The sequence below is a fragment of the Bacteroides sp. An279 genome, assembly GCF_002159615.1.
Taxonomy (GTDB): Bacteria; Bacteroidota; Bacteroidia; order Bacteroidales; family Bacteroidaceae; genus Phocaeicola; species Phocaeicola intestinalis.
On the sequence record NZ_NFJA01000058.1, the window covers coordinates 1 to 24,030 of the forward strand.

At 42.6% G+C, this 24,030-nt stretch carries 23 protein-coding genes and 1 pseudogene; 3 read left to right on the forward strand and 21 right to left on the reverse strand.

What is annotated here, in order from left to right; genetic code table 11:
• Window positions 1-229: 229 nt before the first annotated feature.
• Window positions 230-562, forward strand: a pseudogene (locus B5F78_RS17850) (cyclic nucleotide-binding domain-containing protein); the annotation flags it as partial.
• 185 nt (window positions 563-747) lie between these two features.
• Here B5F78_RS17850 and B5F78_RS10845 read toward each other — a convergent pair.
• The gene (locus B5F78_RS10845) at window positions 748-1,338 is read right to left on the reverse strand and encodes a sugar O-acetyltransferase (protein ID WP_087406688.1); all 591 of its coding nucleotides are present in this window, start codon (window positions 1,336-1,338) and stop codon (window positions 748-750) included.
• A 61-nt stretch (window positions 1,339-1,399) separates the two neighbouring features.
• On the reverse strand, window positions 1,400-1,762 hold the full coding sequence (locus B5F78_RS10850) for a winged helix-turn-helix transcriptional regulator (RefSeq protein WP_041583985.1): 363 nt from the start codon (window positions 1,760-1,762) through the stop codon (window positions 1,400-1,402).
• A gap of 148 nt (window positions 1,763-1,910) precedes the next feature.
• Between B5F78_RS10850 and B5F78_RS10855 the strand changes: the two genes are divergently transcribed.
• Complete coding sequence (locus tag B5F78_RS10855) at window positions 1,911-2,873, forward strand: arginase family protein (RefSeq protein WP_087406689.1); 963 nt, start codon at window positions 1,911-1,913, stop codon at window positions 2,871-2,873.
• Between the two features lie 192 nt (window positions 2,874-3,065).
• On the opposite strand, the gene B5F78_RS10860 is transcribed toward B5F78_RS10855, so the two are convergent.
• A complete protein-coding gene (locus B5F78_RS10860) occupies window positions 3,066-4,442 on the reverse strand; it encodes a hypothetical protein (RefSeq protein ID WP_087406690.1) in 1,377 nt (458 codons plus the stop codon).
• Window positions 4,397-4,846, reverse strand: a complete 450-nt coding sequence (locus tag B5F78_RS10865; protein WP_087398287.1) for a DEAD/DEAH box helicase — start codon at window positions 4,844-4,846, stop codon at window positions 4,397-4,399. Before B5F78_RS10865 ends, B5F78_RS10860 begins: the two co-directional genes overlap by 46 nt.
• A gap of 98 nt (window positions 4,847-4,944) precedes the next feature.
• Here B5F78_RS10865 and B5F78_RS10870 point away from each other — a divergent pair, with 98 nt between their 5' ends.
• On the forward strand, window positions 4,945-6,234 hold the full coding sequence (locus B5F78_RS10870) for an ATP-binding protein (protein ID WP_087406691.1): 1,290 nt from the start codon (window positions 4,945-4,947) through the stop codon (window positions 6,232-6,234).
• 136 nt (window positions 6,235-6,370) lie between these two features.
• Here B5F78_RS10870 and B5F78_RS10875 read toward each other — a convergent pair whose 3' ends face one another.
• The 17 genes from B5F78_RS10875 to B5F78_RS10960 all read right to left on the reverse strand — a co-directional run.
• Window positions 6,371-7,510, reverse strand: a complete 1,140-nt coding sequence (locus B5F78_RS10875; RefSeq protein ID WP_087406692.1) for a dTDP-glucose 4,6-dehydratase — start codon at window positions 7,508-7,510, stop codon at window positions 6,371-6,373.
• Window positions 7,511-7,534: 24 nt separating this feature from the next.
• Entirely contained in the window at window positions 7,535-8,446 is a 912-nt protein-coding gene (gene rfbD, locus B5F78_RS10880) for a dTDP-4-dehydrorhamnose reductase (RefSeq protein WP_087406693.1), read from the reverse strand.
• Between the two features lie 279 nt (window positions 8,447-8,725).
• Complete coding sequence (rfbC, locus tag B5F78_RS10885; protein ID WP_087406694.1) at window positions 8,726-9,298, reverse strand: dTDP-4-dehydrorhamnose 3,5-epimerase; 573 nt, start codon at window positions 9,296-9,298, stop codon at window positions 8,726-8,728.
• A 5-nt stretch (window positions 9,299-9,303) separates the two neighbouring features.
• Window positions 9,304-10,212: a glucose-1-phosphate thymidylyltransferase RfbA gene (gene rfbA / locus B5F78_RS10890; protein ID WP_087406695.1), complete on the reverse strand. Its 909-nt coding sequence runs from the start codon at window positions 10,210-10,212 to the stop codon at window positions 9,304-9,306.
• A 7-nt stretch (window positions 10,213-10,219) separates the two neighbouring features.
• On the reverse strand, window positions 10,220-11,323 hold the full coding sequence (locus B5F78_RS10895; protein WP_087406696.1) for a glycosyltransferase: 1,104 nt from the start codon (window positions 11,321-11,323) through the stop codon (window positions 10,220-10,222).
• A complete protein-coding gene (locus B5F78_RS10900) occupies window positions 11,320-12,252 on the reverse strand; it encodes an NAD-dependent epimerase/dehydratase family protein (protein ID WP_087406697.1) in 933 nt (310 codons plus the stop codon). The genes B5F78_RS10895 and B5F78_RS10900 overlap by 4 nt, the downstream gene beginning before the upstream one ends.
• Window positions 12,253-12,277: 25 nt before the next feature.
• The gene (locus B5F78_RS10905; protein ID WP_087406698.1) at window positions 12,278-13,648 is read right to left on the reverse strand and encodes a putative phage abortive infection protein; all 1,371 of its coding nucleotides are present in this window, start codon (window positions 13,646-13,648) and stop codon (window positions 12,278-12,280) included.
• Window positions 13,633-13,956 (reverse strand): hypothetical protein, encoded by a 324-nt coding sequence (locus B5F78_RS10910; protein WP_087406699.1) that lies wholly within the window; start codon window positions 13,954-13,956, stop codon window positions 13,633-13,635. The genes B5F78_RS10905 and B5F78_RS10910 overlap by 16 nt, the downstream gene beginning before the upstream one ends.
• Window positions 13,957-14,391: 435 nt before the next feature.
• Window positions 14,392-15,498: a glycosyltransferase family 4 protein gene (locus B5F78_RS10920; protein WP_087406701.1), complete on the reverse strand. Its 1,107-nt coding sequence runs from the start codon at window positions 15,496-15,498 to the stop codon at window positions 14,392-14,394.
• Between the two features lie 12 nt (window positions 15,499-15,510).
• On the reverse strand, window positions 15,511-16,413 hold the full coding sequence (locus tag B5F78_RS10925) for a glycosyltransferase (protein WP_087406702.1): 903 nt from the start codon (window positions 16,411-16,413) through the stop codon (window positions 15,511-15,513).
• Window positions 16,410-17,612, reverse strand: a complete 1,203-nt coding sequence (locus tag B5F78_RS10930) for a Coenzyme F420 hydrogenase/dehydrogenase, beta subunit C-terminal domain (protein ID WP_087406703.1) — start codon at window positions 17,610-17,612, stop codon at window positions 16,410-16,412. The genes B5F78_RS10925 and B5F78_RS10930 overlap by 4 nt, the downstream gene beginning before the upstream one ends.
• Window positions 17,605-18,702, reverse strand: a complete 1,098-nt coding sequence (locus B5F78_RS10935; protein ID WP_087406704.1) for a polysaccharide pyruvyl transferase family protein — start codon at window positions 18,700-18,702, stop codon at window positions 17,605-17,607. The genes B5F78_RS10930 and B5F78_RS10935 overlap by 8 nt, the downstream gene beginning before the upstream one ends.
• A gap of 3 nt (window positions 18,703-18,705) precedes the next feature.
• Window positions 18,706-20,022 (reverse strand): O-antigen polymerase, encoded by a 1,317-nt coding sequence (locus B5F78_RS10940; RefSeq protein WP_087406705.1) that lies wholly within the window; start codon window positions 20,020-20,022, stop codon window positions 18,706-18,708.
• A gap of 14 nt (window positions 20,023-20,036) precedes the next feature.
• Window positions 20,037-20,921, reverse strand: a complete 885-nt coding sequence (locus tag B5F78_RS10945; RefSeq protein WP_087406706.1) for a glycosyltransferase family 2 protein — start codon at window positions 20,919-20,921, stop codon at window positions 20,037-20,039.
• 29 nt (window positions 20,922-20,950) lie between these two features.
• Window positions 20,951-22,366, reverse strand: a complete 1,416-nt coding sequence (locus B5F78_RS10950) for an MATE family efflux transporter (RefSeq protein ID WP_241148264.1) — start codon at window positions 22,364-22,366, stop codon at window positions 20,951-20,953.
• A gap of 133 nt (window positions 22,367-22,499) precedes the next feature.
• The gene (locus B5F78_RS10955; protein ID WP_087406708.1) at window positions 22,500-22,850 is read right to left on the reverse strand and encodes a hypothetical protein; all 351 of its coding nucleotides are present in this window, start codon (window positions 22,848-22,850) and stop codon (window positions 22,500-22,502) included.
• Window positions 22,851-22,852: 2 nt separating this feature from the next.
• Window positions 22,853-24,030 (reverse strand): nucleotide sugar dehydrogenase (locus tag B5F78_RS10960; protein ID WP_087406709.1); only part of this gene is annotated, 1,178 nt, incomplete at its 5' end.

The window sequence follows — 24,030 nt, forward strand, 5'->3', positions numbered from 1 at the left end:
GTACTTCGTAAATCGAAAAATAGTAAATTAAAAGAATCCGCGAAAATCTGCGTTAATCTGCGTTTCTGAGCCGACCACATTATATAAACTAATTCTCAACATCTACTTACTACCTTTGTCAGCCGGCATTACGGTATTCCTCTTCAACTGGGTGATGATGAAGAACTGGGGAGAAGTGGGAGTAGCTGCATTTACGGCCATCAATTATATATTGAATTTGGGAGTCCAGATGTTCGTGGGACTGTCGGACGGCATAGTGCCTATCCTCTCGTTCAATTACGGAGCCAGTCATCTGAACCGGGTGAAAGAGACCTTGTTTCTGGGTTTCAAGACGAATGAAATCGTCGTCCACAAGGATGAGGTCGACAGCAACGTGTATATCATCACCAAAGGCATCTGGAGGGCTTACCACTTCAAGAACGGAGAGGAAGCTACTGCCTGGTTTGCCACGCCGGGCGAACTGGTGTTTTCCGTCTGGGGCTATATTTCCGACGAGCCTTCGCGCCTGTCGTTCGAGGCCATGACGGAGAGCGAGGCCATTTGTCTTTCCAAAGAAGAACTGCACAGGCATTTCAACTCCTCCATTACCATGGCAAATTTAGGGCGCAGGATGCTGGAGAACTTCATCCTGCTCTACGAGAACTGGCTCATGGACTTATGGAAAAAGAATGCTTTCGAACGCTACCTGACGCTTTTGGACGAATATCCGGAGGTCATCCAGCAAATCCCCATGAAGTACATCGCGTCTTACCTGGGTGTCACGGTGCAGTCCTCTTCTTCTGTAATCTCACGAATCACCCGGCAGGGATTTCCCGCGGCCAGTACCCGTGGCGGAATATCCCGGTTCACCACGCTGCCCGCACCGATAACCGCACCTTGGCCTATCGTCACGCCCGGCAGCACACTGACACCGGCTCCTATCCATACGTCATCGCCTACCGTGATGGGGCGTGCATATTCCAGTCCCTGGTTCCTGCGTTCTACATCCAGCGGATGCCCTGCCGTATAAAAGCCACAGTTCGGAGCCACGAACACATTGTCGCCGAACTTCACCGGAGCTTCGTCGAGGATGACACAGTTCATGTTGGCGAAGAAATTCTCACCCACTTCGATGTGATACCCGTAATCGCAGAAGAAAGGAGAAACAATCGTGCAGTTGCCCTTCACTTTACCCAATATGCGCCTTACCAGCGCATCCCGTTCTTCCGCTTTGGAGGGGCGTAGCTGATTCAGTTCGTAAGTCAGATCGGCACATGCCGCACGCTCCGCCAACAGTTCTTTGTCATAGTTGGCATCGTACAACTTGCCTGCCTTCATTTTCATTTTTTCTGTTTCCATGTTTGCTTGATTTATATCCGGGGCAAAGATAACTTTTTCGTGTTACAATTGTATATAAAAACTATTCTGCCATTCCCGTTTTTTCCAATATCCGCACCATCTTCGGGCGGAAATCATTTCCCCATTGTTCCAACATCCGGATAATGGGGATAAGGCTCCGCCCGTCGTCCGTGATGGAATATTCCACATGGGGCGGAAGTTCGGGATAAATCGTTTTCTCTATCATGCCGTGCATTTCCAGCTCTTTCAACTGCTGGTTGATGACACGGGGACTGGTATCCTCAAAATGCCGGTGCAGTTCACTGGGACGTTTGCAGCCTTTCTCCAGTTCGTAGAGGATGCACGATTTCCACTTGCCGCCCATGACTTCCATGGCTATGGCCACACCGCAATCCAGGTCTAAGGGTATTTTCTTCTTATACATATATTTGATGTTGTCAATTCGCAGGACAAAAGTACATATTTTATGACGAGAAACGGATATAGGGACAAATTTATCCGTATATGAATAATTTGCCCGTACTTGCAGACGTGGCGTAAGGATGCTATCTTCGCACACAAAAAAGGGGAATATGAACAGAATGTTATTAGTAACTGCTTTGCTATGCGGAACGCTGTTTTCCGGCAAGGCACAAAATAACGAAATCACCATGGATAATAATCAACGTACAAAAACCATCCGGCTGGTTTATCCGCAGTGGCAAGGTGGAGACATCGCCCACTGGATAACGGAAGTAAAAGACCCGGAGCAGGCTTCGAGGGGATATTACCTTGGGGCGCAGTTGCTGAATTTCCTTGCACCGGACAGCGGGCAAGAAACCTACACGGTTCCTGTGGCAACCGACAAGATAGAGCGTAAAGTAACCGACGGCGTTTTGGACAAAGAGGCGCTCATCGCGCAGACCCGAGCAGCTTTGGATATTCTGAAAATAACTCATCCTGATAAAATCGTAACACTGGGCGGAGAATGTTCGGCAAGCGTCGTTCCGTTTACCTACCTTGCGGACAAATACAAGGATGATGTGGCAATGGTCTGGATTGACGCACACCCGGACATTACCTTGCCCGGCGATGCCTATGCGGGCTATCACGCCATGGCGGTAACAGCCTGCATGGGCTTGGGCGACAAACAGCTTGTTTCTGAACTGCCGATGAAGATAGACCCTTCCAAAATCCTTTTTGTCGGATTGCGCGATTGGGAGCGTGACGAAATCAAGGTAAGACAAAAACAATATGGCATCAAACACCTGACACCGGAAGATGTACGCGAGAACAGTGATGCGGTACGGCAATGGTTGCAATCGTGCGGAGCATCCAAGGTTGTCATTCACTTTGATATGGATGTACTCGACCCGGCGGAAATCATCGCGGCGGTCGGTGTGGTCCCGGATGGAATGAAAATCGCAGAAGTGGTGCGTGTGATAAACGATATCGGGCAGGAAAAGGATATTGTCGGGCTGACCGTAGCCGAACCTATGCCCCGCACAGCCATCCGCATTAAGAACATGCTGGATCAGCTTCCGCTATTGAAATAAGGATTTGTATTTATTGTGTAAGCATTGCAGGGAGCTTGGCATAAGACGTCCACGCAATAAATATTCGGATGTGGCGGAAACCTATCTGTCCTACTGCAAGAAAAGCCTTTGCCTCCTGTTTGGAACAGAAATGCAAAGGCTTTTTATTTCTCTTGTCTGACGGCTACACAGCCAAGCAAGCATTATGCAACCTTATTGTTTTCTCAGATTCACCGTCTTGATTTTCCCTGGTATTATTGTCAGCTGGGCCGTTCCGTTTTCGTTTATCTCCACATCCGTGTAGCGCGTTTCTATCACCACTTTCCCATCCACCATGATGATGCCCCATTGGTTGGGGTTGCCCTCCACGGCGCAATAACAGCCCACGGGGCTTTTGATGTTTCTGTAAATTGGCGGTACGACAACACGCTCGTCCAACTGCAATCCCCATTTCAGACCAGACCTGAACGGCACGGCGGCTTTCAGCTCGTCAAGCCGCGCCCTGTGCTTCCGTTCATCGTTTTGCCACTCTTCCATCTTTCGTTCCGTCAAGCGTTTCATGGCTTCGGACTTCAGCCGTTGAATGACACCATCGAAGTCCTCTTCCGGTGTTTGGGGATGCTCGCAGGCTATGTATCGCTTGGCCTTGCTTGCATCCTCCACAAGGTAATACTTCCCAGCATTGTCGACAATTACGATGTCTCCACCAGTCAACATCTCGCAATAATGATAATATGTGTCGTGGTCTCCGGCAAGCAGGCACACGCAGTCATACCCCCACGTGGCATCGTCCTCGTTGACCTGCCTGCATCGGGGAGATGAAAAATAATCTACGATGCGCACATAATGCCCGCAGGTAAGGATGCTTGTTCCGCTTGTACTCCTCCTGCTTTTGTACAGTTCCCGTGTGCGGCTGTAATAGATGCCGTCCACCTCCAACAGCTGCACGTCTCCCAACCTAACAACTTTAGGTTTCCCCGTGTACAAGTGTCCGCTGTATAGGTCGATGTACATTTCATTGTTCCTCTTGTCCGTAACAGCGATAATATGGTTTTCCTGAATCCTTACGCTTTTGTAACCGGCAAGGCTGTGCTTCACTTTTCCGCTATCGTCTACCACGGCCATGCTCAAGTTCACCAGCCTTACGATGGCAAAGTCTTCTTGAATATCAAACACCCTCACAGACTGCGGTTTGCAGGTAATCATATTTCCGCGCCTCAGTCCGTACAGTCCACTCGCCACGTCCTTATAGGCTTTCAGGCAAGCCGTATTGTTTGGACGGGACAATTCTTTGTTAAGATACGTCATAAGGTTGTCGTGCGACACTATAAGTTCAAGCCCGTTGTCCGCGACTGTAGGAATGGATATAGAACTGTCACGGACTGCCAAGCCAATATGGTTGGCATAGCCTTTTCCTGCCATACACCCTTCGAACATCGCTTGCCAGTCCCGATAATCGGTCGGCAACCCGAATATGTGGTATAGCCCCACGTTGTCAATCAGCACACACGTTTCCTTGCCATCCACTTTCCTGAGTCCGCGTCCTACTTGCTGCAGGTATTTGGCAAGAGAGAGTGTCGGCCTTGCCATCTGGATATGGCGACGGCATTCATCCCATGTTCCTTGTAATATTCAGCAATGTTCCGTGCGTGGCTGATGTTTATCGCATACACGATGCCTTTCTTTCCGTCGGCATACAGCAGCACGCTTTCATATAGCCTTTCTATGCTCGGTCTGCGGTTCAGCACAGCATCCATTTCCTTGACCTGATAATCGCCGTCGGCACCACGTTTCGACAGGCCGTCTATGAGCCTTTGATCGTAACTGCCCGGCCTTATAGACACATAGTCGAAAGCGGACAACCATCCCTGCCTGATAAAGTCCGCGATGCTGTCCGAAGTGATGAGCGTGTCAAATAAGTCTGTGAATCCCTTACGGTTCAACCGGCAAGGCGTGGCGGTCATGCCCAGCTTCCTTGCCTTCGGATAGCGCAACCACAGTTCCTATTCGTGCAGAAAAATGTAGGGAACACTTGTTTATTCATGCAAAAAAATGTAACTTTGTGCCAGTTATTCGTGCAAATAAATGCGATATGGAACGTAATATATTAGCTCAGCTCATTGATTGGCAGAATAAAACCAACCGTAAGCCACTTATCCTCAATGGTGCGCGGCAGGTGGGAAAGACATATATCTTGAAAGAATTTGGCAGGACGCAATACAAAAACATTGCATACGTCAACTGCGACAACAACGATGTGGTTACGAAGATATTTTCGCGGGACTATGACATCCGCCGCATCATCTTGTCCTTGTCTGCCGTTACCCATGTCAGCATCAAGCCTGGCGAAACGCTGATTATCCTCGACGAGATACAAGAAAATCCCTTGGCGTTAAACTCCTTGAAATATTTTTGCGAGAACGCCCCCGAGTATCATGTCGCCGTGGCAGGGTCATTGTTGGGCATATCGTTGCATGGCGACACCTCCTTTCATGTGGGTAAGGTAGACGTGATCAAGATGTTCCCCATGACGTTCGATGAGTTCTTAATGGCCATTGGTGAGAAACAATTGGCAGACATATTGCGTACACGGGATTTTAACGTGATAGACACTTTTGCCGGCAAGTTAACCGATTGTCTACGTCAATATTACTTCACGGGTGGTATGCCGGCGGTGGTAAGCGAGTACACCAGGAGTCATGACATCAGTGAGGTGAGAAACCTTCAAAAGCAAATATTGTTCGGCTACCGCCGCGACTTCTCCAAGCATGCCCCTTCAAGTCAAGTGCCGCGCATCAACCAAGTGTGGGACACCATTCCCTCACAACTAGCCAAGGACAACAAGAAATTTATCTATGGTGCCATCAAGAAGGGTGCCCGAGCTTCCGAGTTCGAGCTGGCCATACAGTGGCTCATCGATGCAGGGCTGGTCTACCGTGTCAACCGCGTCACCACACCGTCGCTTCCGCTGAAGTTTTACGAGGACTTTTCCGCTTTCAAGTTGTTCACCCTCGATGTCGGCTTGATGGGCGCGATGGTAGACACGCCCCCAGAGACCATTCTGGTCGGCGAAAGCTGTTTCAGTGAGTACAAAGGCGCATTCACCGAGCTATTTGCGCTTACCCAGATGGTATCCAAGGGCATCCCTGCCTATTATTACAGTGCGAATAACTCGCGAGTAGAAATAGACTTTCTCATCCAAAAGGATGAAAAGGTCATCCCTATCGAAGTGAAAGCAGAGGTAAATGTCCGTTCGAAATCACTACGTACCTATATTGACAAACATCCCCAGTTGAAAGGAATGCGCCTGTCGATGTTGCCTTACAAGGACCAAGGATGGATGGAAAACAAGCCGCTCTATGCGGTAAACTTTTGCTTGTAAATAACCCTCGCGCTCCCAGCAACAACGTTCCATGGTACATCGTATGCCAGCTATGTTTACCATAGCCAAAAACAGCCGTTAAGTATAATATAGGACAAAAGGGACGGCATTGCCCTTGAGTTGGCAAAAAAGACGTTTACCGTTCCTTATACATTTCCTCGTAATACTTCTGGTAGTCACCGCTCGTCACGTTGTCCATCCATGCCTGATTATCCAGATACCAGCGGACAGTCTTTTCGATACCTTCCTCGAACTGCAGGCTCGGTTCCCAGCCAAGTTCGCGTTGCAGTTTGCGTGAGTCAATGGCGTAACGCATATCGTGACCCTTGCGGTCTGTGACGTAGGTTATCAAGTCCATGTCCTCACCTTCTTTTCTCCCCAACAGACGGTCAACGGTCTTGATGACAACCTTGATTATGTCAATGTTCTTCCACTCGTTGAAGCCGCCGATGTTGTATGTGTCGGCTATCTTGCCTTTATGGAAGATGAGGTCAATCGCCCTTGCATGGTCCTCCACATACAGCCAATCCCTTACGTTCTCGCCTTTTCCATAGACCGGCAGCGGCTTCCTGTGGCGGATGTTGTTGATAAACAAGGGAATGAGTTTTTCAGGGAACTGGTAAGGTCCGTAGTTGTTGGAACAGTTGGTCACGATGGTCGGCATTCTGTAGGTGTCGTGGAAAGCACGGACAAAATGGTCTGAACTTGCCTTTGAAGCCGAATAAGGAGAATGCGGATTATACTTCGTTTCCTCGGTAAAGAACTCGGTTCCATAGGCATGGTGGTGCTCCGAACTTGCTTTTGTAGTGAACGGAGATTCAATTCCCTCCGGATTGGTCAGCTCTAATGCTCCGTAAACTTCATCCGTAGAGATATGGTAAAAGCGTTTCCCCTCATATCCTTCTGGCAGGCTCTCCCAATATTCCTTTGCGGCTTGGAGCAGCGTCAAAGTTCCTATTACGTTTGTATGGGCGAAGGTGAACGGGTCTTTTATGCTTCGGTCAACGTGGCTCTCTGCCGCAAGATGAATGATTCCGTCCACTTTGTACTTCGCCATCAGCGACTTCACCGTCTCATAGTCGCAGATGTCGGCTTTTACGAAAGTATAGTTCGGTTTGTCTTCCACGTCTTTCAGATTAGCCAAGTTGCCGGCATATGTCAGCTTGTCTAAGTTGATGATGCGGTATTCAGGATATTTGTTTACGAACAGGCGCACCACATGGCTTCCGATAAAGCCCGCGCCGCCTGTTATGATGATGTTTCTCTTGTATTCCATATCGTTTATGTTTTGTTGTCGTTATCATTTTAAGACATTCATGTTCTTCATGCAGACCTTTAGCGAATCCGTCCAATAAGGTATCTTCAACCCGAATGTCTCCTTTATTTTCGTCTTGTCCAATACCGAATAGGCAGGACGTTCCACCGGGCTGGGGAATTCGTCGCTGTGGCAAGGCTCTATGTCGCAGGTCGTGTTCCCTGCAAGTTCGGCTATCTTCTTCGTAAAGTCAAACCAGGAGCAAACACCCTCGTTGCTGAAATGGTAGATGCCACGCTTTGAATATCCATCCTTAGGATTTTCCTTTTCATAATCTGCAAGCACGGTCTTTATTGCAACCGCAAGGTCGTATGCGTATGTAGGCGTTCCTGCCTGGTCGAAAACAACATTCAGCTTTGGCTTAGTCCCTGTCAGGTTCAGCATTGTCTTGACGAAGTTTCTGCCAAACTCGGAATAGAGCCATGCCGTCCTTATGATGACGTAATCACAGTCTACGGTCTCTATGTTCTTCTCGCCCTCGAGCTTTGTCTTGCCGTAGACACCCGTCGGCGTTCCTTTTTGGTCTTCCCTGCAAGGAGTGTTATACGGGTCGCCGCCGAAAACATAGTCTGTCGAGATTTGCACAAGAAGTCCTCCCACTTCCTTCATCGCCTCTGCCAATAGCTTCGGTGCATCAGCATTGAGCTTCCTGCATAATGTCTCGTCACTCTCTGCCTTGTCCACATTAGTATAAGCGGCGCAATTGACTATGCACCGTATATCCTTTTCTTTCACTATTTTCCGTATGGCATCGGCATTAGTTATATCCAAGATTGTCGTTTCAACGCCCTCAACCTCTACGACATCCGTAAAAGTATAGTTGTCGTTCGTTTCTTTGCTGATTATGCGCATCTCGTTGCCGAGCTGGCCGTTCGCGCCTGTTACAAGTATGTTCATTGTTTTTTATTAGTTTACAAGGTATCAGTTGACAAGTTGACAAGGTTTTAGATACCATTAGCAAAACTATTCAGAACCTTGTGTCCCCGTCAACTTATCACCTATATATTAAGAAGCTGTTTTGAATTTCTCCAAAAAGTTTTTCTTGGCTTGATGTATCCGTTTTCGTGTGTGCTTTGGGCGATTTTTTGGTCCTTTTCGCTCCTGTTCTTCGTCAGATAGCCCGCTATCTTCCTCATCACAGAAGCGAAAAATGCCTCAAAAACTCATCCCAAATCATCACACGATAAATCCAAAACAGCTTCTAAAAGGAGATTCAAAATCCTTTAATAAGGGATGCTTCGTGTCCTTTTCGCTCAGTATTGCGTGTTCGGTCGGTATTTGCCAGTCAATACCCAAGCTACCGTCAAGAATGCTTATGCCGCCGTCCGCTTCTGGATGATAGAACTCATCGCATTTGTACTGGAACACCGCCGTTTCGCTCAACACGGCAAAACCGTGTGCAAACCCTTTCGGGATGAAAAACTGCCGGTGGTTATCCTCGGTCAACTCCACAGCCACGTGCTTGCCGTAAGTGGGCGAACCTTTCCTGATGTCAACGGCAACGTCAAGCACACGGCCACGAACGCACCTTACAAGTTTTGCCTGTGTATAAGGCGGACGCTGGAAATGCAGCCCACGCATGACACCATACGATGACATGCTCTCGTTGTCCTGCACAAAAGTCACATGCCCGACCTTCTCCTCGAATTCCCTTTGCGACCAACTCTCGAAGAAATATCCACGTGCGTCTTTGAATAGGCGTGGCTCTATTATCACCACGCCGTCTATTGCTGTCTTTATTACTTTCATATTCCTTAATATTCTAAGTTCTTTTCCAACGAATCTTCTTTTTCTTCAAGAATTGAAAGCAAATACTTTCCGTAGTCATTCTTCAACATAGGCTGTGCAACTTCACGAAGTTTCTCCGCCGTTATCCAGCCCTTGCGATAAGCGATTCCCTCAAGGCAGGCAACCTTCAAGCCTTGACGTTTCTCCAGAACCTCAATGAAAGTCGAAGCTTCCGAAAGGGAGTCATGTGTGCCCGTATCCAGCCAGGCAAACCCACGTCCCATGGTCTGCACCTTCAATTCATTGTCATGCAGAAACTCTTGGTTGACCGTTGTTATTTCCAGTTCTCCACGGGCTGAAGGCTTGATGTGTTTAGCAACTTCCACCACCTTGTTCGGATAGAAATACAGGCCTACCACAGCATAGTTGCTCTTCGGATGTTCCGGTTTCTCCTCGATGCTCAGGCAGTTGCCGCCCTTGTCAAACTCCGCCACACCGTAACGTTCCGGGTCGCTCACCCAATAGCCGAATACCGTAGCCTTACTATTTTCTTCGGCATCCTTAACTGCCTGCTCCAGCATCGTGTTCAGTCCGGCTCCGTAGAAGATGTTGTCGCCCAGTACAAGACAAGCGCAATCGTCTCCGATAAATTTTTCTCCGATGATAAACGCTTGTGCCAGCCCGTCGGGTGAAGGCTGCTCTGCATATTCAAACCTCACTCCGAACTGGCTGCCGTCTCCCAGCAACCGCTTGAATCCTGGCAAATCGTATGGCGTAGAGATAATCAGGATTTCCCGGACACCTGCCAACATCAGTACCGAAATGGGATAATAAATCATCGGTTTGTCAAAGATGGGAAGCAGCTGTTTGCTTACTCCCTTGGTGATAGGGTACAGACGCGTACCGCTGCCACCGGCTAAAACGATTCCTTTCATGGTTTATTTATTTTATTGTGTTCAAATAAAACTCCTGCAACCTTTGCGCTTCATTGTACGAATCAAAGCCATTCTGCTTTATATCATCCGCATGGCTTTTGCGGACTTGCATATTTGCCTTTGTTTTTTCAATTATTTTGTCAGCCCATGTATCTGGAGTTTCGTCCAAGCCGATATAATATGCGAGCACTGACGCCGTAGTCTCTTCCGTTATGTTCTTCGAGAAAAAAATCGGAAGCCCTGCACATTGGGATTCAATGCCGACTACGGGCATACCTTCATAAAGACTTGGCAGGAGAAAAGCATCAAAGGCGTTGTAAAATTGCTTTATGTCATCACGCCGTCCCAAATCTATTACTCTATCAGATATTCCCAAGCCCTTAATCCGCGAATGCATTTCCTCTTCCAACTCACCGAAACCTATCATTACAAAAATTGCATTTGCTTGCTTCTTCGCTATGCTATTAAAAATGTCTATAAGGAAAAGCGGATTCTTTTGAGGTACATACCTGCCTATGAAGCCATAAACAATCTTGTCGTTCCATCCGAATTTCTGTCGGGTCATTTCCCGTAAATTTCCATCGAATGCATTGGCTTCAGCATCGATAACGGTCTTGAATATACTGATTTTTCCTTTATTGTATGTGCTTTTCCCGAATTGCCAAATACCGCAATCCACCGAGTTTGCCATATAATGGGTAGCAAACCAATGCGAAAAAGGTCTTAGCGCATATTTAATTAAAGTCTTTTTCTCGTTCTTATCACCTTTTGATATGCTTTCCGAGATTCTTACCTTGACACCAGCGAGCCACCCCACAAACATAGGGAATATATTTAACATGTTATCAAAAGCGTGCATTGTGTCATACTTGTTCCGTTTAAGAATCTGGTATGTCTCTTTTAAGTGGGGTATTATATGTTTATATGGAGCTACAGTATAGACCCTGCCGCCAAGTTTCGCTATCTCTTTTTCGGGAATACCATTCGAGTCAGCATCGCAAATAAAGTCGAACTGTATTTTCGACCTGTCTATATGCCTGTAATACTCCATAATCAGGTTACGCTTTCCACCTGAATGCAAGACTCCAGCTATGATTGCTATCCGTTTCATATATTCTGATTCTTTTTAGATTCTTCGTAAAACATTGAGACACCTTCAAGCATCGGTGTAAGCTCCACATTTGTGAACTTATGCATTTTCTCCGTGTCAAGTACCATATTCGACACATCCATCGGACGTGCATTCTCATACTTTATCTTAAAGTCCACTTTGGAAATGATTTTCAGGAATGCCAGCACATCGTTCACCGAGTACCCGCGTCCGCTTCCTATATTTACAGTTTCATTGCTTACATTATTGTCAATAAGCTGGAAGAACACTTCCGACAAATCATCAATATAGATATAATCACGGATAGCCGAACCGTCTCCCCACACTTCTACGGGTTGTCCGTTGAGAATCTTGCCTATTGCCACAGCTACAAGCCCCTGCCGTCCGTACAAGTTTTGCCCGTGCCCGTAAGGGTTCGACGGCCTGACTATAAGGTAACGCAACTTTTCAGTCCTGTTTTTAAACAGTATGCTGTTTTCCATCATCTGCTTTGACCACCCGTAATAACTTATGGGTGCCATATCGTCTGTCTCTACAAACGGTTGCATGGTAGTGCGATTACCGTACACTGTGCCGCCTGAAGAAAAATAAACGAATTTTATATCAAACCTTGCACAATATTCCATGATACGGATAGAAGGGAATACCATATCGGTCAATTCCCGTTTGAAATCCTCATAGCCGCTGCCTGGAATAAGTGTTGATACCAAATGCACTACAGTGTCTATCCGCTTATTTGCGATGATTTGCTCTACTACTTCCACATTGGCAAGCGATGCTCTTACTATCTCTACTTGAAGTCCGTCAAGCCGCATTACACTTGCAGTTTCTGGCTCTATCACCGTTACCTCGAAACTTCCGTTCTCACAGAATCGCTTCACTAGGTTTGCCCCGATAAAGCCTGCCCCGCCAATAAATAGTATTTTCATATCTTGTGTTACTTGAATTTTTATTCTAATCTATGATGCTCTCATTTCCGAAACATTCCTCAGCCACAAGCTCATCATCTTGAGGTTCGGCTTTAGGAAACTCTACTTGATAATAAGAAACGTTGAGAGGTTTATTGCCTTTCACATTAAACGAGATTCGTTTATAACATTCTCGGATACCAGATGGGTGTTCAATAGAAATAGAGCCGTACGTTGGCTTTTCAGACTGCTCCAAGTCCTCTATGTTGTTCCATTCATTGAAGTTTGCCAAATCAAACACTTCCCGGTGAAACTCCGACAGGAGACCTTTCATGTCTTCGTCAGAAATGTCGAACAGCAGTTTTGCCACCTCATCTTTAATGCCGACTTTGCTGTTTTTCTTTTGTATGAGCATAATCTCGTAGTCACGGCAATCATCGCTTACGCTAAACTTTACATCAAATAAGCTGCCATACGACATTACCTGTTCTTGCTGCTCGTCAGTGTCGCAAGCCATCTTAAACAAATGGCTGATTTCTCTGCGCCACAAAACAAGTTCGTCGCTAAGAAGCCCAATGTAATCATTGGGAATACTTCCTCCACCCATCTCCGTATATTTCCTGTATTCCAATAGGTTAAGCAACGGAAGATGTTTCATGATATTGTATTTGGCAACCAACGGGCGCATATTCTCACCAACCTTACGCCAGCAGTTATATCTTATCAGCACCAACTCCATGTCGCTCAACTGTCCACGTAACGACTTGGCATAGACCCTCTCGCTTTTCTCATCCAACTCACTTTCACTCAACAAGGAAAGAAGCTGGTATAACAGCCGCATGTGCGTATTTATTGTTGGCAAGCTCCCCCTCACATTTGCAAAAAATGTACGGCATGCCGCATTTGTGCTTTTCAAATATTTATCTCTGTTGTTAAATTCGCATACAGTCAATGTTTCAATAACAAACTCGTCTACGGTACAGGGATTGCCATTCCTGTCTTTATAGGCATGTGCTGCCTCCCTATATAAAGCCAGTAATGTATGGAATTTTTCTTCAAACTGCCTGCCTTTCTCCCATTCCACCTGTAACTTGTTCTCTTCGTCTATTTGCGCATTGGAGAGTCTGGTCAATTCGTTCGCTTCTCTTTGAGCCTCAAATGTTTTATAAAGAAGAACGATGCTTAAAAAAGTGAGAAATGTCCCTAACGTTCCTCCAACGAAATCACCGAATTGCCCCCAACGTCCTGCATCTATTGCACAATCCCAACAAAAGAGGGGAGATTTCCAAAAGAATGCAACAGCGCACAATAACAACAAGACAATTAAGGCAATAATTGTCCAGTTTAAATGCCTACCGAGGAATGACAATGGCCTTTCTGTTTGGTGTCCATTTTGAGGTTTTATTTCACTTGCCATACTTGTAACTTGCTTATATTCCTATTACCTTCTGCCGTTACACACGAACTGAAGGATGGATAGTTGTCAGCTTTGCATAAGTCATTTTTCCAGTGCATCGCATTTAGGTTCTCAATGTCAGTAGTTCCCCCTTGAGACACAGGGCACAATCTGTTTATAGTCCACCCGTACATCGTGCGTTTCCCATAGTCGATGCGGCGAATCCATGCTCCGGCAAAGTCCTTGCGCCACATAACAGAATTGTAGCCATCCACTTTGGTGCCTTTCTCCCAAACTTCCTTTATCTTTTCTTTCGGCAGATGTAACATAAACACAAATTACCATTCACAACATGGTAAACATCCATAAGCACTCAATTTAGGGCATATCCTTTTGAAAGGGCACTTTTCAGTGCCCTAAATCGAGTTTTGTTAATTAATTGGTTTTGAATTTAACATTGGTCGGTAGCCAAAGTGATTTTGCCAGGAACTATGTTAACATTATCCCTGCACCCGTTAAAGATGTTTTTGAAAAAAGTTCCGATGAAGTTCCAGACAGGACACAAACGATTGGAAAGATTCTCCATGAGGCAATGCCTCGGTCTGGTACTGAAAGTAAAACCTTTCAAGATCTTCACTGCTATACATAATTCCATAAATTTGGTTGGCAGCGAAGGTATTCATTTTAATTAATAGCCATTTTTTGACCACTCACTAGCTTTGTATCATTTTCTGAATCTTCAAGCACTCTCTAATTTGTTTGCCTTAAAAGGTTGCCCTTCTATGCTGTTTGTTCGAAGCAAATAAAAACGGTTTTAGGTGTTCATGAATCATTCCTGCAAATCGGTCAAATTTATATTTATTCAACACTTTATCTACCGATTCTACTTGATTGCTTAATATCTCATCTAAGTCAACATTCGTATTGTTAGGATTGATGTAATATCCGGAATTTCCAAAAATTTCCGGTAAACAACTGCTTTTCGCTAAGATTACTTTTGCACCAACGCTTAACGCCTCTAATGGAGGTATGCCAAAACCCTCAAAAAAAGACGGAAAAATAAAAGCCTTGCAATGCCTCATCAAATACTTTATCTCACCATCGGATATATATCCCAAGAATTTGACGTTGGGATAATCACATTCTTTATAATCTTCCCCGTATGCTTTCAAATCTGCCTTACCTGCAATAAAAAAATTATATTGCCAATGACGCTGTGCCACTTTTAATATCCATTGGATGTTTTTATTTGGAGCCAAACTGCCTAAGGAGAAGAAATAAGGTTTTGTAAACAATTCCGGCTTGCGTTTTTTTAAAGTTTCGTCCTCTTTTATTCGATTGAAGTGTTCCCATCCGTTCCCTATTACTACTATTTTATTAGGGTTAACATGATAAATTTCAATCATTTGCTGTTTTGAGTATTCGGAAACAGTAAAGATGATAGGGGAAAATTTCCATGCGAAATAATATTGCAATTTATGCCACCATTGAGAGATTTTTGCATAGGGGGTTGTGAAATATTGCGGATTTACTTTGTAGCTTAAGTCATGTATACAGATAATCCCCGGTTTTAGCAAGGGCATAATCGAACAAAGATTCAGAGAAATCCTTTTGTGCAGAATGGTATACCAAGCAAAAAACGTCTGTTCCCATAACGAACCTTTGGCCTTGCCATATTTTATAATGGGGATGTTGGCCAATTTCGGTATATCCTTTGCATCTTGTGGTACTATTAACTCAAACTCACCTTTCTTGCATATTTTGTCAAGCTCGGTTATTATCTCGTAAGCAAAGCGTTCTTGACCAGTCATCCGTCTTGCTGTGAACTGACCGTTTATTGCTATTGGAGATTTGTTTTTATGAATATTCATTAAAGTAATGTTTTAATATTTTCCTAACAAAACAGATAATTTCAATAGAAGCGTCCCTTGCCAATTAACACGCTTGAAATCCGGGTCCAAAACCAGACGTAGTTTCTTTACAAAGTTGTCTTTATTTGTGGCAACAATTTGTAGAAAATTACGGTCGTTTGTTGATAATAAATCAGAATAACCATTTATTAAGTCATTGGCCACGTTGGGATAACTGTTTTCCCGTAAAAATGACTTAAGTCTACGTTGACGGCTTTCTTTAATATGTCCTGCAGTAGAAGCATTACCACCATGATTAATATGATAAAATAATGGCTCAGGAGAATAATAGACTTCACCAAAATAGTAACAAATCAATCCTGTCCAAAAGTCATGTGGCACATCCTTCGATGGAAAATGTCTACAAACTAAATCACGGGCTACATTATTTATTACAATTGAGCATCCTTGCGCATATTCTTGCGTTAAAGCATTTTTTTTATTCAGAGGGCATGGAACTTTAGGTGCTTGAATGGGCAATGCTTTTAGGGCAGGAGTGCAACTTATCCTATTACAATGAAACAATAGTGCCTTTTCTGAATTATGTTTTTCCAATTCGGAAATACTTTTAGATAATTTGTCATTCATCCAAACGTCATCTTGGTCTGAAAACGCATAATAATCAGCTTTGGGTGCTTTTGATAGTGCTAATAAAAAACTTCTTTGCCAACCGACATTTTCGGCAAATTCAACCTTCAGCCTATCTTCATGCTGCATATATTTGGTTAATACAGTATGAGTGTTTTTATCCTTTGACCCGTCATCCCGAACAAAACATTCCACGTCTACACCCTCTTGAGAGAAGATAGAATCAAGCTGTTTGACAATCCGTTCTCCTCCATTGTAGGTAGACATGACTACCATCACCTTTTTCATTTTATTATCTTTCTTACAACGTTAAACAATCCCAGCCTTCCTAATATGTCTTTGACATAAAACCGAAATGGCAAATACTTTTTAAACAAATTCATATCCATTTCTGGATTGTTGTTTAAATCAGCAAAGAATTGATTACGCTTGTGGTTTATTGCTACAGAGTGACAAATCATACCATTCACACTTCCGATTTCGTCTATTGATGATTCTTTTATTGCCCCATCAAGGCCTTGTATCGTCTTGTTGCCTTTTTCGGTCATTGCAACAAGGCACGAACATCCGTCATTTCCTGCTCCAGTCGTAGAAGCATAAAAATCACCGACAATTATGTCTGCACCGGTATTGACGGATTTGTATTTGCAGTGGTAGCAACTGTTTCGTAAATAGAGGTTGTCCGTAAACAAGAAAATGTAAGGGTCGCTTAGATACGTCGGCCAGTTAACCGACATTTCTAAACTTCGCCCAGATACGACACTTTTTTTGAATGTATACCTTGCATACGAAAGGGCATAACCCTTAGTATATTTATCCCTCATATTCACGTTCGTCATATGCGCCTTGAATTTCTTTTCCAGACATTTCTTATAATAATCCCAGACTTCAGGCGAAGGCACACCATGACATATCAGGCAAATTAAAACAACTTGTTCAGTATCGGCAAGTTTACCGATATACTGCCGTAAGCCTGCAGTTTGGCACGGTGTACCGCAAAATACAACTTTTTTACCTGTCTTTATTAATTCTTTTATCTCTTTGAAGCATGACGATAAATCGCTTTGTACATATTTGGAACTTTGCATCTTGGGCAGGTCACTGTCATTGTTGCTTACGATGTGAGTCGCCCTTAATTCTTCATCCCATACGCACCCACATACATAACCGTCTTCTTTTACGAACTTAGAGAATACGTCGTTAACAAATCCACCTGAAGCAGAATCCTTTCGAGATGTTTTGTTTGAATAATAAAGATAAGCTTGCTTTCCGCTAAAATCATTAAGGTTGAAGCTGGCAATATCTGCATTAACGTTTAAGTATGGACACCTTTTGTTGCAAAGCCCGCAATCGGTACATTTATCTTTATCCACAACCGGCATCAAGAAGCCTTCTTCATTCTTGTGCATTTGTATAGCACCGACCGGGCATGAGTTTGCGCATGAAGTACAACCACAGCAATATTGTTCAAAATCAAAGTCAATCATTTTTTAATGCGTTATATAGATAACTGAGCGAATATTCACGCAAAGGTTTCAAGCGTTCTTCCACTTTGCCGAAATCAGTATTAAATATTTTTTCAAAATCAATGTTTCCAGGACTCATCAGATGGTCTTCCAAACCAAACTGTTTCATTAATGAAGCCCTACGCGCATCAACATTCCCATATATAGCGGAGATAAATGGTTTACGGTAAATCGTAGAGAAAACAGTTCCGTGAAACGAATTCGTCACAATAAACGATGCATGTTTTACAAGGCTGAGAAACTCTTTCGGACCTACGTCAAGCTTGCGCTTTATTCCGCAAAACATAGCTCTTGGTGGTGGAACGATATAATAAGCCTTGCAACCCAATTTTGCTGCTGCAGCTTTAGCTATTGCTACGGCTTCGTGTGCTCCGTTCCATGAAAACAGTAAAACATACGGTTCTGAAATTATTCGGCTTACGGCAATCTTGTCATAATCCTCACTTCGCAACAACAAGGTCGGGTCTAACACCCATTCGCACTCCAATCCTTTGCTTCGTAACAGTTCCACGCCACTCTCTTCCCTCATGGAAAGTTTGTCAAACTCTTTTATCCACGGCATTATTTCTTTTTCACGTGTATAAAAATCCTTAACCCAAGAGCCGAATGAGGTGGCGTATGTGATTCGCCGTTGTTTTTTAGGGAAATTCAAGTAATACAAAGGAGTTTCATATCTGATAGAAGGGTCAAGATTCCAAGTCTGATCGCTACCGCAGACAATGCAATCGTATTTCTCGCATTCGTTTCTTACTTCTTCATCAGTAGAGCAGCGTTGGCTTACATCCAGCGTATGATTGATAAAGTCTTCAAATAAGGTTTTCCTTTTCATGAGTTGGGAATAATAAGGCAACCTCGTCAAGTTCTTTATTAATTCTTTTGGGTGTTTCGGCACTTTACAAAACGGATGATTGATGTCGATTAACTTTTTCGATTGATAATCAATGATTTTACAATCATTACATTTTTTCTTAATAGTTTGCTGTAAAGCGTATGCTTGGAGGCATGCACCATAGTTGAAGCAAGCATGGTAAGTCAAGATTCCAATCTTCATTGCTTAATTTTTTATAATTAATTTCTTAAAATAAAACCAATACATAAACAATAACACTATTAAAGTCAATAAGCCCGTAGTCGATAATAAAATCCAGAAACAGTTATCATAAAATGCCATCACAATAATAGAAACATAACAATACGTGTATATCAAAAGTTTTTTGTTTCTGCAATAAGAAGAATACGAATTTAATATATTTTTGTAATAATATTTACAAAAGATGAAATACGTAATATACATAAATAACAACATTCCAATAAATCCAAAATCTTGATACGCAGCACCAAAAATAGTTTGAGCATTCCCCGCCTTATTCGATAAGCCTCCTAAATAAACCATACCCTTTCCAATCTTATCTGCTTTAGCATCCTCATTAAAACCAAGTATTTTATAAATGCCAGAAAATGTATAGTTACCAAATCTTGAAAATGACCATTTTTCACGCCCATCTTTTACTTTTATATCAAAAACTTGTATTGGACTTCCTGCATAATAAGAAATATAATCAAAAACTGCCGATTTTTCCCGTGTATCTGCGTTAGATTTAACAATCAAACTTACAGAACTAAATAAAATTACAAAACCAAACACAAATGGAACTCCAATTTTAAATATCTTACCTATATATTTTTTTTGCCATTGGCTACTCTCTCGAAGGACTATATAACTTATAAAAATTAGTCCCATCATTACTTTGAAAATATTTAAACGTCCACCGCTTGCTAGTGTTATAAAAATAGTACATATAAATGGAATTAAGTGTTTACACTCTTTATACCATCTTTTCTTAATTAAGAAAACATTGTTCGCAAAAATTAGGGAATGTATATAACCTGCAGATGTAACTATTTTATACGATTGTCGTATTATCGGATTCATTGAGTCGTTAAGCTCTTCCATATTGGCCTTTACTTCTCCAATTGCTGTTAAATCATTAAAACCTAACATAGAGCCTAGTCGCTTAATTTCCATAGCATAAAGAATTGTAAATAATATATAAATACATAATAAAATATTACAATATTTAAAAGAGAAATATTTGTAAACAATTCTTTTTGTTTGCGCTTGTTTTTTATATAATGCTTGGGCGTTAAATTCGCCTAAAAAGACTGCTAACAACCCAAAACTTAATAATATTAATGCTTTTTCACTTATAGAGGTTCCCCATACTATAGACTGAGTAAAAAGTAATATTGAGCTTATACATAATAAGGATGAAGTTATAAAGGTACAAGACATTATTTCCCCATTTGTCTTCTTATATGACATCAAAGAAATAACAAATGCCACAATCGCTAATGTGATAATATTATTCATCTTATTTTCAACAATTAATCCAATAAAAACAAGTCTGCGATATAATATTTTAGCCCTCTAAATAGACTAATATGATTTTGTTTAATCTTTTTATAAAGTGCCAATACCTCTGCTACACCATTCTGTTTATAAGCTAAATATAGTAGATGTAAAACACAGAATTGTCTTTTTATACCATGCTCGACATATAACTTATCTACAGCAAACCTAATATCTACTAATTCATTAAATTGCTGTTCCGTCTGCTTTGTGTGAACAATACTATTTGTTCGTTGAACGTAATAATAGACTATTTCATCATAGATAGCAAAATTTGTGGTATAAACATTTGCTTTGACTCCAAATAATAAATCATTCCGTCTGAAAATCTCTTGAAACCTTAAATGGTATTTATCTATATAAGATTTTTTAACCATTTTTGTCCACGGTTCCCATGTATTGTACCGCAATCCCTCAAATCCCCATTTTTTCTTTCTCCGTATTGCTTGAAAATATTGGTTTATTCTACATTGTATTTTACATTTTTCTCCATTATCATAGATACTCAATGCATTGAAATAAACAATATCGAAATCTGATTTTTTATACTTATCAAATAATGCATTTAATGCATTCGTGTTGTAAAAATCATCAGCATCAGCAAACATAATCCACTTACCAACAGCTGCGTCCAGCCCCAAATTTCTAGCATATCCTGCACCACCTCCTTCCTTATCAAAAATACAGGTTATGCCTCTTTTGTTTAATCCCGGGAATGTTTTAAAATCTACTTTTGAAGTAGAACTATTGTCATCAACAATTATTACTTCCAAATCATCACGTTCTGGGATTGAATCTAAACACCTTTGCAAAAGACTAGGTATATTGTGATGCGGAATTATTATGGAAAAATCTATCATAAATTAAAATGCAATTAATTCGGAAGTGATTATAATTTTGAGAATATAACTTTAATCTTATTATTGATTTTTATTCTCTCATTCTGCGTTATACCCAAAGTATATACAACTAAAGCAACAATCACACATGAAACGACTGAAGTTAAAATAAATGTTCCAAAGTTTACAGGTAAAGCCTTATGCACATAGTAGGCCGCCATAAAACAAAACGTCCCAAGCAATATATTCTTTCCCACAATGGAAAAAGCGAAGTAACGTAATTTATAAGCCGGCACTTGCTGTTTCAATACAATAAATCTTGTAAACAGACCGACAAAAACAACGAGAACCGTTGGATACATTGCCATATAAGGCTGACCACCAAAATGCAGAATAATGTATGCCACTGGCAGTTCGCACAACATTACAATACATATCGAAATTTGAAAGACCTTTATTTTCCCTGTTGCTTGTAAAGCCGTAACCAATGGCTGTGCCATAGAATTAATCAAGGCCGCAACTAATGCTAAGAATAAGAAATCGGATGTGTATTTAGGTACTATGCCCAACCATAGCTTTAATAAATAATCAAGATTTATCATAACTGGTATGGCAATAAAAGCAAGTAAAAAAAATGAGAACCTACTTCCTGCATACACTAATTTCATACTGCCTTTAATGTCTCCCGAAGCGTATTGTTTGGTTATTTGAGGATTAAGTGCCATCATAAAATTTGTAGAGAATCCGGCTATAATTCCGTTTACCTGCAACGCTACGCCACGCGCAGCATTGACAACCGTTCCGAAAAACAAGTTTAAAATGACATTGGCAGCCTGATCCTTAAAAGAAAAACCAAGATTACCGACAACGCTCCAACCCGCAAACGAAAACATTTCCTTGAAAAGTTTTTTATCTAAGATGAAATGATATGTACATTCATCAAAATGCCGCTTGCAGTAAACGCCATACGTCAACCGTACCACCAAAGCAACGGCAAACACCAAAATGCCGTATGTTATCAACTTGTCGTAACTGATAACGAGCAAAAGGTAGACAATGAGCAGTTTTAACGCAACTTCCAATATGCTGATATACGCAAAGGCATTCATATGCTCATGGGCTACAATGCACGAATTATATGGTACGCTTAACACCGTCAGCATAAACGTGAAGATGGAGAACTGGTACACCCAGTTGGCGGCAACCAGCCTATCAACTTCAATGTTCAAATGGGTATTAATGAACCAAAGCCCAACTGTTTCTGCAATGATGAAAATTATAATTGCCAACGTTGCATGAATAGTAACGGAAGTGCAGAAGATTTTTCTCAACCTACTTAAATCTCTACGCCCCAACTCAAAGGCTATAAATCGCTGTGAAGCAGCCGTAAGCGCAGAGTTAAGGAAAGAGAGCATGGCAACAATGCCGCCAACGACATTATAAACTCCGTAATCGCTTACTCCCAAGGTGTTAAGAACCACGCGGCTGGTATATAATCCGACTACAATGGTAAGCAACATCCGGAAGTAAAGCAACAACGTATTCTTGGCTATGCGTTTGTTATTTTCGAAAGACATGGAAGAAAATGGCAACTTTTTACTAAGACCTAAAATCGTTTGTTTTTTCTATCATATAAACTATTGTGGATCTTTCATTGCCTCCATTTCCTATAGTTTGAGAATCCCCAGTATCGAACCCTTGTTTTCCTAAAAGACTCTCAACTTTACTTGCTGTTTCAAAAGAATCGCACAAAGCACAAGCCATATACCCTTTAACACCATGACGACTTAAATTTTGGTCAATATCACATGTAATACCACAATAAAATTGTTGTTTATTTGGGTCATTATTTAAATCTACAGCATTCAAATACTCAAAATGAAAATAATCCAATATTTGTTGTATTGAAGCTTTTGTAAAATCTCTCGGTTCTGTTATGACATTTTCCATATTTAATCCCTCCTGAAAATATCCCGCGTATACACCTTCTCTTTTACATCATCCAGACAAGCATCATACCGATTCGCGATAATCGCCTGACTTTGCGCTTTGAAAGCGTTCAAGTCATTCACCACCTTGCTGCCGAAGAAGGTGCTGCCGTCTTCCAATGTCGGTTCGTAAATAATCACCTCCGCACCTTTGGCTTTCACCCGCTTCATTACGCCTTGGATAGAGGACTGGCGGAAATTATCGCTGTTCGACTTCATGGTCAGACGGTAAACACCAATTACGCATTTCTTTTCTTCCGAAGGATTGAAATCGCCACGGTTGTAATAATCATAATAACCTGCCATGTGAAGCACACGGTCGGCAATGAAGTCCTTACGGGTGCGGTTGCTTTCCACGATGGCTTGGATGAGGTTTTCAGGCACATCGGCATAGTTGGCCAGCAACTGCTTAGTGTCTTTTGGCAGGCAATAGCCGCCGTAACCGAACGAGGGGTTATTGTAATGCGTACCGATGCGCGGGTCAAGGCAGACACCGTCTATGATGGCTTGGGTGTCCAGCCCTTTCATTTCGGCGTAGGTGTCCAGTTCGTTGAAGTAGCTGACACGCAAGGCAAGGTAGGTATTGGCAAATAACTTTACCGCCTCCGCCTCGGTCAAGCCCATATATAAAGTGTCGATGTTTTCCTTGATGGCTCCTTCCTGCAACAAGGCGGCGAAGGTATGGGCGGCTTCGTCCAAACGGGTATCGCCTTCGGGACGTCCTACAATGATACGGCTGGGATAGAGGTTGTCGTACAACGCTTTGCTTTCACGCAGGAATTCGGGTGAGAAGATGATGTTGTCGCATTGCATTTTTTTGCGGATACTTTCGGTATAGCCTACGGGGATGGTGCTCTTAATCACCATGATGGCGTGTGGATTGACGCTCTTCACCAGTTCAATCACCTCTTCCACGTGGCTGGTGTCGAAATAGTTCTTTACCGGGTCGTAGTTGGTGGGGGCGGCAATGACTACAAAGTCCGCATCAGCGTATGCTTTGGCCCCGTCCAAGGTGGCAGTCAGGTCCAGGTCCTTTTCCGCTAAATACTTTTCGATATACTCATCCTGAATCGGTGACTTGCGTTGGTTGATTAAATCTACCTTTTCGGGTATCACGTCTACAGCCGTTACCTGATGGTGTT